Below are 16,908 nucleotides of genomic sequence, written 5' to 3' on the forward strand. Positions count from 1 at the left end.
CAAGAGAACAGCTGGGGTAAGGTTACTTTTTCCTTCGCCTTGTTTTGATTGCGGTTTTGCCCGATAGCACGCGCATCGGGATAGGACTTTTATCGTAAGTGAGCTTTAGAGCGATGACAATTTTATCGGCTCGACCGGTGTCTACTCCTGATTCTGCTGCGGAAATCCACGTTCTAGAGCACGATCGGGCAACATCCCAAAGCTTCGCATCGAGTTGGCTACGACCTATGGTAGTCGAACGCATTGTGATGTGCGTGGATGCCGTATTGGTTGTGGTCAGCGGGATTGGCTGTGCGGCGGCCTACCACCTCTTTACGCAATCGCTGGGCGGCAAGGCCGAGGTTTATGCCGCGGCGAGCGTGCTTGTGGCGATCAATCTCGCCCTCCTGATCACGGTCCAGCACGGCTACCGCCTGAAGACCATCACCAACCTGCCGCGCACTTTGCGCATGACGCTGATGACGTGGACGGGGCTGTTCGGCGCACTGCTGGCAATCGCCTTCACCATGAAACTGAGCGAAAACTTTTCCCGCGGCACCACGATCTCGTTCTATCTGATCGGCCTCGCCGTGCTGCTTGCCTGGAAGGCCGCAGCCGCGCGCTGGACGGCGCACGCGCAGCGCACCGGCGCCTTCGCCAACAGCCGCGCGGTCATGATTGCCGAATTCGGGCTGCCGGCCTCCTCCAACGCGATGATGGATCTTGCCCAGCACGGCTATCGACTAATGCGGATCATGGAGATCCGCTCCAAGGAGTTCGCCTCGCCCCTCCTGCTCTCGTCCATCGGCCCGCGCCTTGATGAACTGATCGCCTATGCAAGGGAGAACCGGATCGAGCACATCTTCCTCCTGATGAGCTGGAGCCGGCAGCACGCAATCGACAGCATTTTGGACGCCCTGAAGATCCTACCCGTCCCCGTGCATCTGGTGCCCGATGCCCACGCCGCGCGCTTCCTGCGATATCCGCTGGTGAATACCGGCAACACCTGGACCGCGGAATTGCGCCGCGCACCGCTCTCCTGGAAGGAACGGGTGCTCAAGCGCACGCTCGACCTTGTGGGCGCGAGCCTCGCGCTGATCGTCTTCGTCCCCGTGATGCTGGTGACAGCCATCCTGATCAAAGCAACGTCGAAGGGGCCGGTGTTCTTCCGACAGACCCGCAACGGTTTTAACGGGGGCGCCTTCAAAATTTTTAAATTCCGCACTATGCGCGTACTAGAGGACGGCCTGACGATTCGGCAGGCGCAGAAGAACGACCCGCGCGTTACGGCTATCGGCAAATGGCTGCGCAAGACCTCGATCGACGAGCTTCCGCAGCTTCTCAACGTGCTCAAGGGCGACATGTCGCTTGTTGGTCCCCGCCCGCATGCGGCCGCCCACAACTCGGAGTATGAGCAAATCATCGGACACTACGCCTTCCGCCACCACGTCAAGCCCGGCATCACTGGCTGGGCTCAAGTTAATGGTTACCGCGGAGAAACTCATACTTTGCAGTTGATGGAGAAGCGGGTCGAATACGACCTGTGGTATATCAACAACTGGAGCCTGTGGCTGGACTTCGTCATACTTTGCAAGACAGCACTCGTAAGTCTCGGCCAGCGCACCGCCTATTAGAAAAGCACAGAGGAGCTTGGTACGACGGTTTTCTGCCACGAGCAGTTAGCCGGCTCGCGCAGCATGCAGCATGTGTAGCACTTTGATCAAACAGGCCCATAGGGCGCGAGACTGGGTGACTAGTTGCGCAGCCCCTTTCTGGTTCAAAAATGGAATTGATTGGAGCCAAGGCGGCTTCTATGACGCGCTTGATCTCGTGACCTGCGCGAACAACGCTGACCGAAAGAGGCTGAGAACCGCTACACGACAGATCTATGCGTTCGCTGAAGCCAGCCGACTGGGCTTCGAAGAAGGAAAAGTTGCCGTCGAGCACGGCTTGGAGTTTCTATACACCAAAGCCCGAACCACAACTGGCGGCTATCTCTCGCATTTCGAGGCGGACTGCCAACCGCGTTCCAAGGATCAAGATACGTATGATCTCGCCTTCGTGCTGTTTAGTCTGGCCCATTCGTATCGGCTGTTGAAGCAAGAACGAGAACGAGAGGAGGCTCTTCTCGTTCTGGAACATCTCAACACACAACTGCGCCACCCGATCGCCGGCTTTCGCGAAGGTTTGCCACACCGCGGACCAAGGCGACAAAATCCACATATGCACCTGCTCGAGGCAAGCCTCGCCTGGCTTCCCTTCGACGACACGGGCAGGTTTCGGCGTCTCGCCGACGAACTGGTTTCCATTTTCGAGCTGCACTTCCTGAACGCATCTTCCGGAATGATTGGCGAATATTTCGACGATTCACTCTCCCGCAGCTCCGATGTCCGCGACGTCGTCGAGCCCGGGCATCTATTCGAGTGGATCTGGCTTCTCAGGCAGTATCAGAAGGCGACCGGGACGCCTCAATCCAGCCTCCCTGATATCTATCGAACTGCTCACCAGTTCGGCAAGAATCCCAAGACTCGACTGCTGTTCGGAGAATTGGACAGCCAGGGGAATGCGCTTGGGTCTGCGGTGAGACTGTGGCCTCACGCCGAATGGGTCCGCGCAGAACTGGCTGCCCTGGAAAATGCATCTCCAACGGATGCGGCATCACTCGAACAGGCTACGGCGGCCCTATGGTGCTTCCTGGATGCAGCACCTACCCCCGGCCTGTGGGCGGAGCGACACGATGGTTTGTCCGATCAGTTTATCCTTGAGCCCGCCCCCGCCACGTCTCTCTATCATATCGTTGGAGCATTTGCTGCGCTGATCGATTCCGCAGCTAGCAGCAGCTCGAAATCGAGTTTCAACGCCGCCCCTCAGGAAAGCCACGCATAAGATGTTGACAGTAGATAAGTTCTCCTCCGTGAGAGTGTTATGCATAGGCGACGTGATGCTTGATCGCTTCGTCGGCGGCGACATCAAGCGGATCTCTCCCGAGCGCCCCGTCCCGGTGATATCGATCAGGAAGACCGAGCAGATTCCCGGCGGCGCAGCCAACGTCGCGCGAAATATTAGCTCTCTCAGCGGCTCCTGTACGTTGGTCGGCTTGATCGGCGACGATGACGCCGGCAGAACACTTGTGAGCGAACTTGAATGCGACACACGCGTATCGGTTCAGTTTGTAACATCCAACGATCGCCCGACCACAGAGAAACTCCGATACATATCGCAAGGACAACACGTCATTCGAGCAGACATCGAGTGCGCCGAAGATCTCTCGCGTGATCTTGAGTTGGAGTTGCTCGACCTCGTCTCCCGGGTATTGCCGGGCCACCATGTGGTCGTGCTTTCAGATTACGCCAAAGGCGTCCTGACCGATACCGTCATCCGACGCACCATTCAGCTTGCGCAAGAAGCAAAGGTGCCTGTGCTGGTGGACCCCAAATCGCAGCACCTCGAGCGATACTCAGGCGCGACCGTCATCACTCCCAATTCCAAGGAACTGCTCGCCGCAACCGGCATCGATCCTGCAATCGACAATGGCTCTGCGGTCAAGGCATGCCACGCGGTCTTAAGCAACACGACCATTGAGAACATCCTCGTCACCCGCGCCGAAAAAGGTATGACGCTTCTCGGGAGGAAAAAGGAACCGATCCACATCGCCGCCAGCGCACGCGAGGTTGCCGATGTCGTGGGTGCGGGCGATACAGCAATTGCCACGCTGTCCCTGGCTGTCGGAGCCGGCGCCGAACTGGAAGAAGCGGCAGCCCTTGCGAACTGTGCTGCCGGGGTAGTGGTGAGTAAGCATGGCACGGCCACCGTTACCAGAAGCGAACTTCTCGAGACACTTGCCTCCGCGCAGAAATTTTCTGACGACGAAACGTCAGCACGCCTGTTTGTGCTCGATGATGTCAAGTCGCGGATTGCGCTCTGGAGAAAGGATGGTCTACGGATCGGTTTTACAAACGGATGCTTCGACATCCTGCATGTCGGGCACCTGAAACTCCTGAACTTCGCCAGATCAAATTGCGATCGCCTGATTGTTGCGGTGAACAGCGACGCATCTGTCAAGCGGCTGAAGGGGCCCACGCGGCCGATCAACAGCGAGATCGATCGAGCCACCTTGCTTGCTTCTTTGAAAATGGTGGATGCAGTGGTCATCTTTGAGGAGGACACCCCCCTTGAGATCATCGAATCCATCGCTCCTGAGGTTCTGGTCAAGGGAGCGGACTACGAAATTGATCAGATCGTCGGCGCATCTTTTGTGCTCGCGCATGGTGGATCGGTCCTGCGAAGCGAGTTCGTACCGGGGCGCAGCACCTCGAACGTCATTGCTCAGATTTCCAATACGAGTGCACGATGATCGTTGTAACTGGGGCGGCCGGATTTATCGGCTCGAATATCGTTGCGGACCTGGAGAAATTGGGCAAAGGGCCGATCGCGGTCTGCGACTGGTTTGGCAGCGGCGACAAGTGGCTAAATCTCGCCAAGAGATCCGTTGCTGCATTCGTCGCGCCAGAGCGTCTGATCGACTTCCTGAATGCCAACGCCTCGGCAATTCGAGCCGTCATCCATATGGGTGCAATCTCCGCGACGACCGAGAAGGACGTGGATCGACTCATCGAACTCAACGTGAACTTCAGCGTCAGTCTTTGGGATTGGTGCGCCATGTCGCACGTGCCATTCATATATGCCTCGTCGGCGGCAACGTACGGAGCCCGCGAAGCCGACTTTTCGGACCAGGATGACCTCGCTTTCTTAAATGAACTCCGCCCCCTGAATGGATATGGCTGGAGCAAGAAAGCTGTCGATCAGATCTTTGCGGCGCGCGTGGCCAACGGCCAACCAAAGCCACCGCAATGGGTCGGGCTCAAGTTTTTCAACGTGTATGGTCCCAACGAATACCACAAAGATGACATGCGTAGCGTCATCTCGAAGCTGTTCGATACGATCAGCGCCGGGCAGGGAATCAAACTATTCAAATCCCATCGCCCGAATATCCGCGATGGCGAACAGCTGCGCGATTTTGTCTACGTGCGGGACTGCTCCAGAGCTGTCTGCTGGTTTCTGGACAACCCGGCTCTTAGCGGCATTTTCAACCTCGGCACTGGCAAGGCGCGGTCATTTCTTGATCTTGCAACGCTGGTGCGCGCTCACCTCAACAAGCATGTTCCGATTGAATTCATCGACATGCCAGAGGCCATCAGAGCGAAATATCAATACCTCACCCAAGCGGACATGACCAAGCTTCGGAGAGCTGGCATGAGCTTTGAGTTCGCTAGCCTGGAGGATGGGATCGAGGACTATCTCGAGAAATATCTGCTGCAGGACGATCGCTATCGATGACCCGAACGAAGAAGGTCCTGGTATATCGTCTGGGCAGCCTGGGAGATACCATTGTCGCCCTGCCCTGCTTTCACAAGATCGCGGAGATGTTTCCGGATGCGGACCGCATCCTGCTCACCAACATTCCCGTGTCGACAAAGGCCGCACCGCTCCAAACCATTCTCGGCGACAGCGGACTGATCCACAGTTATATTTCCTATCCTGTGGGCACCAGATCGCTTGCCGAGCTCTGGAAGCTATCGCAAACCATTCGTGCGCTTGATGTCGATACGCTCGTGTACCTGATGCCTGCGCGAGGTCGCTTGAAGGTCATCCGGGACAAATATTTCTTTCAGCTTAGCGGCCTACGCAGGATCGTCGGGCTTCCGAGAACGCATGACCTTCAGAACAATCGGCTCGATCCGAAGACCGGCGTTGAAGAGCGCGAATGCGAGCGCCTTGCCCGAACGCTGTTCGAACTCGGCCCAATAGATCTCGGGTCAGCCTCAGCCTGGGATCTGATGCTGACAGAACAGGAAGCGTACCAGGGCGAGCAGCTCATCGCCGGCGTTAAGGCTCCACTGATTGCCATTAATATGGGCGGCAAGGCTGCCGAGAAAGACTGGGGCGTCGAGCGCTGGTTGCAGCTCCTGCAGCGGCTGTCAGAGTCGTTTGGAGATCACGCCTTGCTCATTGTAGGCGCGGCCGAAGATTCCGAGCGGGCGCGGCACGTAGGACAGGTCTGGCCCAACACCGTGATCGACGCGTGCGGACGACTTTCGCCGCGAGAGAGTGCTGTCGCCCTCCGTCCCGCCAAACTCTTCATCGGACATGACTCCGGCCCGCTTCATCTTGCTGCCGCAGCCGGTGTTTCGTGTATTGGACTGTTTGGCGATTTCAACAGACCGATGAAGTGGCACCCATATGGGGCCGGGCATTGCATCATTCACAACATGCATGGAATTTCGGCGATCCAGGTCGATGAGGTGGTCGAGGCGGCATCGAGGCTAATGTCCCACAGCCTCGCGCGGCCGGCTGGAGTCAGCGAGATGGGCGGGCACTAGACATGCTATCCGCCCTCTTCAGTCGTTTTGGAAACCTCAGGGGTCTCGAAGCTTCAGGCTCCGAGTCCCGTCGGCGCCTCATCACGACATTTGGGGCGCAGATTTATAACCAGGTGGTGACGGTTGGTATTCAGCTCGCTCTTATTCCAGTGCTCCTGTACTATTGGGGCGCCGAACAGTATGGCGTCTGGGTCTTGCTGTCAGCGATTCCAAGCTATCTGACTTTCGCAGACTTGGGTTTCACACTTTCAGCCAAAAATGCTCTTACCATCAGCGTAGCGCGCGGAGACCGAAAGTCCGCTCTCGAGATCTATCAGAGCACGTTTGTGCTCATTACCCTAATAGCTCTCTTTGCTATCGCTGCAATAATTGCATGTCTCGTGGTTTTTGATCCGAGCAGCGCTCTTAGGATCGGCAATGCTAGTGATCAGTCCGCCAAGATCACCATCGCCGCCCTTTCAGCTAGCGTTCTTGTCTATCAATACCTGATGCTGCTGGCGGGCGGACTCCGCGCGATTGGGCGGCCCGCGGGAGAAGTCGCATGGACGGCCACCGGACGACTTCTTGAGGGGGTATCGACAATTATCGGCGCAATGATCTGGACCGATTTTGTCGGCGCGGCACTCGCCATCCTCGCGTCACGACTTCTTGTATGCCTGGCGGTCTGGTACCAATTGCGAGTTTCTTCGCCCTGGCTTCGCGTTGGGCTTTCGATGGCCAGTTTTTCGCGAGTGCGAGAGTTGGCCGGCCCCTCCCTCGCCTTTCTGGCACAGACTCTTGCCCAACTTCTGATGATCCAAGGGCCGGTGATCGTGCTGGGCGCACTCACCGATCCCATTCGAGTCGCCGTATTTTCGGCGTGTCGCACATTGGTTCGCGTCGGAACGACAGGTACAAACTTCCTGAATGCAACATTTCTTCCTGAGTACACCGCCCTCTACTCTTCCAACCGGCAAAGACTCCCGACACTGATAAAATGGCACGCAACGCTTTCCGCATTAGCAGTACTAGCATATGTCGCGAGCTTGTTTTTGTTGGGCAGATTGCTCCTGAATTACTGGACAAAAGGTGCCATTCAACCTGATGAGCCGTGGTTCTCGTTACTAATCCTAGCGACCGCAGCAGAGATGGTGTGGACCACAGGATTTGTAGCTCTTGCGGCGATAAACCGACACGTCGCTTCATCATACGCCTTTGGCATCCTGAGCATCATCGCGGTAGCTGGTATTAGCGTCACCGCGCAGCGATTCTCGCTCAACGCTGTTGCCATAGCTTTGCTGGCGACCCACGTTGCCATGATTGGCGTGCTAGGTGTCGACGTAAAGCACCAAGCTAAGCGCGAGGCCTCGCTCTAAAATGAAGATCCTCTATCTTGGCTCGAGTTCTGGCACCTCAAGACAGCGATCACTTGCGATGACTCGGTTGGGACACAGCGTCCAATCTGTGGATCCCCATGCAGCGGTGCCAAGGCGGATGGCTGCTTGGGGTTTCAAGACCGGGCATCTAGGCTTGGCCACTTCCATCCGAAGATACGTCAATGATGCGATCGTAGACGACAGCTTCGACTTGATTTGGGTGGACCACGGCGACTTATGCAGCCGGAAGCTGATCAGAGACTTGAGGAGGTATCGAACTCCGATAGTCAATTATTGCCAAGACAACCCATACGTCTCGCGCGACGGCCATCGATGGAGACTCTTCCGATCAGCAATACCTGAATATGATCTGGTGGTAACTCCTCGAGAATCCAGTGTGGTCCTTGCCAAAGATGCGGGAGCACGCAAGGTCGCCAGAGTCATGTTTGCCGCCGACGAGGTCGTTCACCGAGCCCGCACCATCTCGGAAGTTGATGAGAACACTTTCAAGTCGCGCGTCAGCTTCATTGGGACTTGGATGCCCGAGAGAGGAGCTTTCCTCGAGAGCCTAATCGACATGGGCGTCCCGCTTACTATTTTTGGTCCGCGATGGGAGAGGGCGCCGGAATATCGCAGACTTACAAGTCACATTAGGCTGGGCGAGCTGTCTCCCGATGATGACTACGTCAAAGCAATACAATGCAGCTCGATCGCTATCGGGCTACTGTCAAAGGGAAACGAGGATCTTCACACGACCAGATCATTGGAGATTCCATCGATCGGTACAGTGCTATGCGCGCAAAGAACTTCAGAACACCTCATTATGTATGAGGAAGATCGCGAAGCTCTCTTCTTTGACGACGCCAAGGAATGCGCAAGAAAGTGTATGGATCTGCTTTCAGATCCATCCAGGCTTGCACAGACCGCACGAGCTGGTCACCTTCGCGCGCTTCGGAATGGGTATTTCAACGAGAACCTGTTCCTCAACGTCGTAACTCAACTCGGAACCGCTTGATGCAAGTTGCACAAAAATGAGCAAAACGCTTCTATTTGTCTACCTTGCCGCCACCACGGCCTACTTCTTTGGCCTGTGCGAGAGCGCGCTGTTCCAGACCTACAATCTGTGTCTTGTCGATTGCTTCTTCGTCTCGGGACTTTCGGCAGTCGCGATTATGCGATATCTGCTACTCGGCCGAATCAACGTCTTCTGCATAACCGCGTATGCCACAGTCGCGGCCTACTTGTTTCCATTTGGGTTAGCTGCTGCCTTCCAGGCAAGTCTCGTTCAAGAGGACTATTGGGGACACGGCTTCGCGATCCTTATGATCGCGTTTCCTTTGCTCGTCTTCGGATCAAGCGATCAGCACGATATCGATGTCAGCAATTACTTTTCTCGACGAGCGATATCCCAGAACATCGGCCAGATCGGCTCCTTGATCTTGGGGCTAGCCCTTCTTGAAACCGTGCTCTTGCTAACGCAACAGTGGACGTACGGATCTACAAATTTCTCGCAAGGCGAGCGGACGTCACCAATTGTCCTTCTCGCAGGCCAAGTCACTGTTGGGCTTGCAGGGTTCTGCGGCCTCGTAAGCGGCACCCTGTCAAGCCGCCTCCGCATGAATCGCCTCTCGGAAACTTTAGTATTGCTACTGTCGCTTAGCGTACTCTTATTGCAAGTCTTGTGGTGGCTACCAGTTGGCCGCCGCTTCCTCATGGTGCAACTTTTATTAGGCGTCATTACTTTTTTGGCGGCGCGGAATCACTTTCGACTATCCGCGCGCAAACTCGTTATTCTAGGCGCCTGGCTCGCGTTACTCGCTCCCATTGGACTGTTCCTAACTCGGATATTTGTCACTCTCAGAGTACTCAGTTGGTCTCGTAGCGGCGCCCGTGTCGACCTGTTCGAGTTACTGTCTCAACTTGGAAGTGTCGATCCTAACACCGTATCGATGTACCAAGATCAAGCTGCAGCGCGCGCTCTGATTCTCGATTCCTACGCGCTCGTGGCTCGGTATGTGACCCGCCCTTTTCTCGGCTTGGAGGCGATCACCCAGTTTCTGTTGGCGTTGCCGTCGGCATTCTTCGACAAAACATACGTTCTTGACCAACTTGGAGGCGCCAACGAGGCTCTTTGGACGAACATGACTGGAATTCCATACAGCGACTATGCTCAGACACTGTTATTGGAGGGATACATAGATTTTTCCTACTTTGGCTTCTTCATTTATGTCCTTGCGATCAACCTGATGTTCAGAGCGCTCTTGGTGATCTGCCATCGCTTTGGCGGACTCGCAGCTTTTGGTGTCGTCTTCTACGGGCTCTTCTACACGCTCCTGCAGGTTGAAGGTACTGTGGGGGGAATTCTCGACCATTTTCGCTGCGCATTGATTATCGTTATAGCTGGCCGAGTCCTCCAAATGTACTTTGCTCCCTCGCTTCGATTTCGAAGTCTTAGACAACGACGCCTAGTTAATTGTTATGTCCCTGCAACCGCGCTCATTGCACTTTTCTACTTCTCGGATAGCGCACAGGCCACTGAAAGATCGTATCGCAGCATCAGGGAGTGGACATCTTGCAACGGCAGCACCGACGATCGGGATGGCGTGGCCAGAGCGTTCGACCTGGCCAAACACAATTCGTTTGAGCTATTGATCGACTGCCCTCTATTTGTCCATGTCGGAACAGACATATCGCGGCCCATCTTTATTGAAGATGGGACTACCGTCGACTTCGCCGCTGACGGAAAATTCATCATCGACAACGTATTTATGCCGACTTGGGTCATCGCAAACAGTCAGGACATCAAGCTGAGAGGTTGGCGTGTAGAATACAAAGGCTCCATGCCCGTTGATCCGGACACGGGAGGATACACTCTCAACGGCAGGTTTGTTCGCAGACCGGGAAGCTATCAACCGGCAGCAGCCTTCCACGATCTCGCGCTAACCCCTTGGCTGACGAAGAACAGGGGCATCGTATTCGATCGAACCAAGGGTCACGTCAGCTCTCCGTGGATAGGACCAACAGCAACCGCTTCTGTGTTCTACATTCTAGGTAGCTCGAGCAAAATCAGAATACGCGGCATGAAGCTATTCGCAACCCACGACGCGGATGCAAGCCGCTACATCCCTGTTTGCTTTTCGACGGCTATCGGGTTTAACAGCAATCAACAGGTGTCCGCGCAAACCGCTATTGAACGTTCGTCATCGACTCCAAGCGAAATCGACGTAGACGATATGGAGATAGACGGCGCATATATGGGTTGGGTCGGCGTCTTGCAGGATTCTCAGTTCCGAAATATTCGGTCACTTCGCTATGGAGATCTCCAAGATCTCGATGGAAAGAACGTCGGAGGAATTGGGAAGTGGTTTGCACCACCACATCTTTTTTATCTCACGACCAGCGCAAACCTCGACCTTGGCAACAGACACATTCTAATCGAAAATGTCCTAGATCTTGGTATCAGGGCCGGCTTATCACGGGACGATGATGTGAGAAGCCGAAGCGGCTATGCGCTATCCCTCAAGATAGCTGCCCGAGATTCGCAAGTGTTAAACTACACGTCGTTTCGTCCCGACGGTTTGCTTGACGTCCTTCCGAGCACAAATTTAACTATCAAGAAATTGCAGGGAACGTACAACTCATCTTTTTTAAACGGAATCTATCCCGCGATACGCTTCCCGTCCGGCGACTACACGAACGTTACCCTTAGTGACGTCGAACTCGAAGACCTCGCCCCCACTGCGACGATAGCACCAATCACTGGTGCAGGCGGCAGCTCGCATGTAGTCATGAGGGCAACCAAAGTCATCTTGCATCATCCCGAGCACCAAGCTCTGACAAAGCCAAGTTTTGCCGGAATCGATAATGTTGTTGATGTGGTATTTATAGTCAAATGATCCAACCAACGCTCAAAACACTCTGCGATTGTCCTCAAAATCCCCGAACGCCTTCGAGGTCCTTACTGTTCGCAGGCCGCATCAAACTTGGCGGTAAGGCGACTCTTGCTTTTGTCCGCACCGGCCAACGAGAACAACCACCATGCTAAACGTTCATTGTGTTGCACGACTTCATTTGCAAGCTTTGAATCTGCCGTGCGATATACCACACAATTGCCGCCGCCAGTGAAATTGCCAACTGGGATGCTCTCGAGGTACTTCATGCTGGGTGGTGAAAAAGGGGAGATCGCCGGAATCCAATATCTGCGAGGTCTCGCCGCTTGTGGCGTTGTTTTTGCCCATTGCTCGGGAATAATCCAATTCAGAAAATACTATGGAGAAGCACCATTCAGTGACGTATTTTGGGGCGGCAATGCGGGTGTCGACCTTTTCTTCGTCATTAGTGGATTCATCATAGTTGCAGTCTCCTTGCGGCACGATACGCTGCAAGCTCGATGGCCTCTCCAAGAGTTTCTGCGACGCAGATTTGTGCGTATCATCCCAATCATGTGGGGCGCCATAGTCTTCTACGGCGGGTTGCGTTACCTCGGCCGAAACATCGACGTCCCTTGGTTAAGCTACCTGCGAGCATTGGCGTTGTGGCCAGTCGGCCATGTAGAACCGGCCCAGATCTGGACGCTGCGACAAGAGTGGGTTTTTTATCTTTTGTTCGCGCTGACGACTATACTAACCCAATATCGAATTTTTCTTTACTTGTGGTTTATTCTCCCAATCCTCTTGTGGCTGTGCGGCGGCGTACCAGAGACTGAGAGCGTGCCAAGCACTCTGTTGGGACTGCTCGTTCACCCATCCAGTCTACAGTTCGGGTTCGGGGCAATGCTTGGCCTCACGTTTCTCAAACGGCCGCAAATCTTCAGCTCGAGACCACTTCACTTCGGATTCCCGTTGCTGATCGGCTTGTCGGTTGTCTTATTTTCTATTGCGCAAGCCTTTCATTTGGAGCGGTCTGCGCCACATGCGTTGATAGCAGGATTGATCTCCGTGCTGATCGTCACCGTCTCGCTGTTTGTAAAGCGGTCCTCATCTGCATTTGCACAAGCTGGTGAGATACTGGGCGCAGCATCCTACTCGATATATTTATTTCACCCTGGGATCATATCTGCGCAGCTTGGTGCTCTTTCCAAGATGGCTCCCAATGCTCCGGTTAATCTAGCTTTTGTTGCAGTTGCCGTGACTACCATCTTGTGCTGCATAGCCATTCATTATTGTGTTGAGAGGCCTATCCTTCATCTACTCCGCGGGAAATCTCGTACGCCTGAACCCGTAAGCCAGCATACGCCGACAACCACCTCACCGACCGCTGGTGCGACAACAATCTAGCTCGATCTCCGTTTCGGCGGTTATATTCGGCAGCCAGTAAATGACGTTTCGGTCCCGGAGCAATCCGCCCGATCTGTTATGTACTAGTCTGGTGGGATCCCATTGCGAAGCTCGATAGCAACAATGAGATGTGCTTAGGCATAGCAACGCCAGCGTGGACCGCTCTTCGCGGCCCCCCACATGCGGGCAGGCTCGCGAGCACGACTTCCGACACCCGTGGTGTGAGCTCTTCGTCCGGACAGAGGTCTAGTCTAGTTTGCCAACACTTGTAGCTTATCCAGAAAATCAATTGGTTCACTAGCAGGATGGGTTGAAGTCGAGATGCTCTTTGTTATCTCCGGCTTATCTCCAAGGCTCACTTTACCAAGGGAGGAACTTTCGTTAGTCTTGTCTAGACCTAAATAGCAACAACCTATTCGAACTGTGATTTGATGATCGTCGATCAATCCGACTGGCGGGCCCCTATTGCCGACAAGAGTTCATTGAAAATACTTCACATTATCGGAACTGCTGATCCGCGAAGTGGCGGCCCCATTGAGGGTATCATCCGCTCGTCTGAAGCTCTCATAAAGCTTGGTCACTCTCGGTGGATCGCGACGCTAGATCACCCGGAGGATCCTTGGCTCGAGGATTTTCCCCTTCCCGTTTACCCTCTCGGCACCGTGCCCGCAGAGACGCGGAAGCGGTTCGACCGCATCCCTTGGGTACACTATGGTTATACCCCCAAATTGGTCCCCTGGCTTTCTGGTAACGTGGGTAATTTCGACGTAGTCATTGTAAATGGCCTTTGGAATTATAGCGCCACGGGAGCCAGCAGAGTCCTTCCCCACTTAGGAATTCCTTATTTCGTATTCACACATGGCATGCTCGATCCATGGTTCCGGAAAAAGCGACCGGTCAAGACTGCGCTGAAGCAGGCTTCGTGGTGGTTCAATGAGGGGCCTCTGCTCAAGCACGCCAACGGCGTGCTGTTTACATGCGAAGAGGAGCGAGTGCTCGCTCGCAACGCTTTTTGGCCGTATCGAGTCAAAGAGTTTGTCGTTGGTTACGGTACCAGCGACGTGACCGGTGACCCAGGAGCGCAGGTCGCCACCTTTCGTGAGCGCGTACCCGCGCTCGGAGGTCGGAAGTTTCTGCTATTTCTGAGTCGTATTCATCCCAAGAAGGGATGCGATCTGCTCGTGGATGCGTTCGCAAAGATCGCCTCTTTTGCACCCGATCTGGACCTTGTTATTGCCGGACCAGATCATGCCGACTGGGTTGGTGAACTGAAGCAGCGAGCCGCTACGGCAGGCATTGACCATCGGATTCACTGGCCCGGAATGCTCGAGGGAGAGCGGAAGTGGGGCGCCTTCCATGGGTGCGAGGCATTCGTGCTTCCCTCTCACCAGGAAAACTTCGGAATTGTTGTGGCGGAGGCGCTCGCCTGCGGAAAACCTGTTCTCATTACCAACAAGGTGAACATCTGGAGAGAGATCGAGGAGGACCGAGCCGGGCTGGTCGCCGCGGATGACCCGGCCGGCATTTTTTCGCTACTGCGCGAGTATCTGAGCTTGAGCCCCGATGAACAGCAGAACATGGGTAGGGCTGGACGGCAGACCTTCCTGAAACGCTTCAATATTGAGCAGAACGTTCTCACGTTGCTTGACGTATTCCGCGCGGGTTTTTCGCATGGACGTCCTTGACGCGAGTAGCACGACGCCCATGGAAGGCGGCCCGAGTTTCTCACTTCGTAATCGCCTGTTCCGCAGTTGCTGGAACGTCATCTGGGCGTTGCTGGCCTCATGGACCCCGCCATTCATGCATCCATGGCGCCGTTTCTTGTTGCGATCATTTGGCGCGAAAGTTGCCGGAACGGCAGGAGTATATGGCAGCGCCAAGATCTGGTATCCTCCGCACTTGGAGATCGGCGAGCACGCCTATATAGGTCCTCGCGTCAACATCTATTGCATGGCAAAGATCAGCTTCGGGGACTACTCGCTGGCTTCGCAAGGTGCGCACATCTGCTCGGGCACGCACGATATCGACGATTTCAACTTCCAGCTGAAGACACGGCCGATCGAGATCGGTGCCCAGGCTTGGATCGCCGCCGAGGCCTTCGTTGGGCCGGGCGTCAAAATCGGAGAGGGAGCGGTCCTTGGAGCCCGGGCGTGCGCGTTCCGTGACCTCGAGCCTTGGGTCGTGTACTCGGGAAATCCGGCTCACCCGCTCCGACAGCGGAAATATCTTCCGCGCGCTCTGCCTGAACCATGTTAGCGCGATTTCGTGATATTGCAGAACTTCCTGCGACGGATTTCTGCGTTATTGGGGCTGGACCTGCTGGTATAGCACTATCTTTGGCGCTTGCGGCCTCGGGCCACTCGGTCCTTCTCATTGAATCCGGTGAGGAGACCCCTGACGCTTCCACGAGTGAGCTGACGCAGGCTCAAATCCGCAATACCCAAACACACGCCCCTGCCGAAATTGCCGCGTGTCGCGCCTTCGGGGGAACCTCTTGGTGGTGGGGGGGGAGATGCGTCCCCTTCGACAAAATCGATTTTGAGGATCGATCCTATGCGGCTGGGACGCAGTGGCCGATATCCTATGACGAGATAAGGATTTGGCATCCCAAAGTCGCCGAGTTCTTTGGCTGCGGATCAGGAGAGTTCGAGAAAGATCCAGGCATTTGGTCAGGACTGGGCGAAGTATCTGCCCGCGGCCTTGAGCGCTGGACGCCAACGCCAAACCTAAACCGCACTTTCATCGAGCGAGTTCGCCAGTCCGATTCAATCACATTGCTGCTTGGGGCAACTCTCACAGACATCGAACTCGCCGCAGACAAGACGAGAATTCGGACACTGACTCTAGCGGATCGAGGCAAGACCAAGAAACTCGATGTTCAAGCATGCGTCCTGGCGTGCGGTGGGCTCGAGACAACGCGGATAATGCTCGTTGCAAACCGGAAATATCCAACCCTCTTCCAGCACTCTAAGTCTGTGTTGGGCAGGTTCTACATGGGCCACATCTCCGGAAAGATTGCCGATGTGGTGCTCGACAATCCCGCATCGATCGCCGAGTTAGATTTTTTTAAAGAGAACGACCACTTCGCTCGTCGTCGTTTCACTCTTCAGGAAGACACATTGAAAAAGGAAGAACTAATCAACATCGCGTTCTGGATCGATAATCCGCCGTTTTACAATGCGAGCCACGGCAACGGAATTCTCTCGGCGGTCTGGCTCATGTTAGCAATCCCCTTCATCGGACGTCGTCTAGTCTCGGAGGGCGTCCGCATAAGCCATGTTGGCCCCGCACCATTTCAAATCACTCTACACCTCAAAAATATCTACAGATCGCCGATAACTGTGGCCAGAACGGCTGTTCAGCTTCTCCGCGATCGCTATCTCTCTTCGCCGCGAAAACCAGGCTTTTTGGTTCGTAACAGAGGTGGCCGGTACGCCCTTCACTATCACGCGGAGCAACTGCCAATGAAGTCCTCGTCTGTTTCCCTTTCGGAGAAAAGGGACTCGCTTGGAGTTCCTCGTCTAGTGGTAGATTTCAAATACTCTGAGCGCGATGCGCAGTCGGTCGTCCGCGCACACGAAGTTCTGGACCGATCGCTCCGAGAAGCGAAGATTGGACATCTCGAATTTCGGGCACCAAGAGAACATCTCGTATCCAGCGTCTTGGCTCAGGCCTCAGACGGATTCCATCAGTTAGGAACCACGCGCATGAGCCTCGATCCCAGCGCTGGTATAGTAGATCAGAATTGCAGGGTTCACGGTCTCGAAAACCTCTTTCTCGTGAGCGGAAGTGTCTTTCCTTCGTCCGGTCAAGCTAATCCTACATTTCTCGTCGTAGCCCTGGCGCTTCGATTGGCCGGCCATCTGGCGTCAACGACCGCCAGATTGGCGACGCGGTCTTCTCTAACGGCTACATAGG

The 16,908-nt window shown here is 55.0% G+C and carries 12 protein-coding genes; all 12 read left to right on the forward strand.

Annotation, left to right across the window (positions count from 1 at the left end):
• The first annotated feature begins 113 nt into the window (after positions 1–113).
• Entirely contained in the window at positions 114–1,613 is a 1,500-nt protein-coding gene (locus tag YUU_RS0125085) for an undecaprenyl-phosphate glucose phosphotransferase (RefSeq protein ID WP_245288091.1), read from the forward strand.
• Positions 1,614–1,728: 115 nt separating this feature from the next.
• Positions 1,729–2,865, forward strand: coding sequence for an AGE family epimerase/isomerase (locus tag YUU_RS56650; RefSeq protein ID WP_198031821.1), 1,137 nt, complete (start codon positions 1,729–1,731; stop codon positions 2,863–2,865).
• A 1-nt stretch (position 2,866) separates the two neighbouring features.
• Entirely contained in the window at positions 2,867–4,333 is a 1,467-nt protein-coding gene (gene hldE, locus YUU_RS0125100) for a bifunctional D-glycero-beta-D-manno-heptose-7-phosphate kinase/D-glycero-beta-D-manno-heptose 1-phosphate adenylyltransferase HldE (RefSeq protein WP_027524859.1), read from the forward strand.
• Complete coding sequence (gene rfaD, locus YUU_RS0125105) at positions 4,330–5,316, forward strand: ADP-glyceromanno-heptose 6-epimerase (RefSeq protein WP_027524860.1); 987 nt, start codon at positions 4,330–4,332, stop codon at positions 5,314–5,316. The genes hldE and rfaD overlap by 4 nt, the downstream gene beginning before the upstream one ends.
• Complete coding sequence (locus YUU_RS51730) at positions 5,313–6,359, forward strand: glycosyltransferase family 9 protein (RefSeq protein ID WP_051389890.1); 1,047 nt, start codon at positions 5,313–5,315, stop codon at positions 6,357–6,359. Before rfaD ends, YUU_RS51730 begins: the two co-directional genes overlap by 4 nt.
• A gap of 2 nt (positions 6,360–6,361) precedes the next feature.
• A complete protein-coding gene (locus YUU_RS0125115; RefSeq protein ID WP_027524861.1) occupies positions 6,362–7,714 on the forward strand; it encodes a lipopolysaccharide biosynthesis protein in 1,353 nt (450 codons plus the stop codon).
• A 154-nt stretch (positions 7,715–7,868) separates the two neighbouring features.
• Positions 7,869–8,729, forward strand: a complete 861-nt coding sequence (locus YUU_RS51735) for a glycosyltransferase (protein ID WP_198031822.1) — start codon at positions 7,869–7,871, stop codon at positions 8,727–8,729.
• A 16-nt stretch (positions 8,730–8,745) separates the two neighbouring features.
• Positions 8,746–11,610, forward strand: coding sequence for a hypothetical protein (locus YUU_RS0125125; protein WP_027524862.1), 2,865 nt, complete (start codon positions 8,746–8,748; stop codon positions 11,608–11,610).
• Between the two features lie 261 nt (positions 11,611–11,871).
• Positions 11,872–12,990, forward strand: coding sequence for an acyltransferase (locus YUU_RS0125130; protein WP_198031823.1), 1,119 nt, complete (start codon positions 11,872–11,874; stop codon positions 12,988–12,990).
• A 431-nt stretch (positions 12,991–13,421) separates the two neighbouring features.
• Positions 13,422–14,675 carry a glycosyltransferase gene (locus YUU_RS0125135; protein ID WP_245288099.1) on the forward strand — a complete coding sequence of 418 codons (1,254 nt, stop codon included), beginning with the start codon at positions 13,422–13,424 and terminating at the stop codon, positions 14,673–14,675.
• A complete protein-coding gene (locus YUU_RS0125140; RefSeq protein ID WP_027524865.1) occupies positions 14,662–15,246 on the forward strand; it encodes an acetyltransferase in 585 nt (194 codons plus the stop codon). Before YUU_RS0125135 ends, YUU_RS0125140 begins: the two co-directional genes overlap by 14 nt.
• The gene (locus YUU_RS0125145; RefSeq protein WP_035663307.1) at positions 15,240–16,907 is read left to right on the forward strand and encodes a GMC oxidoreductase; all 1,668 of its coding nucleotides are present in this window, start codon (positions 15,240–15,242) and stop codon (positions 16,905–16,907) included. Before YUU_RS0125140 ends, YUU_RS0125145 begins: the two co-directional genes overlap by 7 nt.
• Position 16,908 lies beyond the last annotated feature (1 nt).

Source organism: Bradyrhizobium sp. Ec3.3, from assembly GCF_000472925.1.
GTDB lineage: Bacteria > Pseudomonadota > Alphaproteobacteria > Rhizobiales > Xanthobacteraceae > Bradyrhizobium.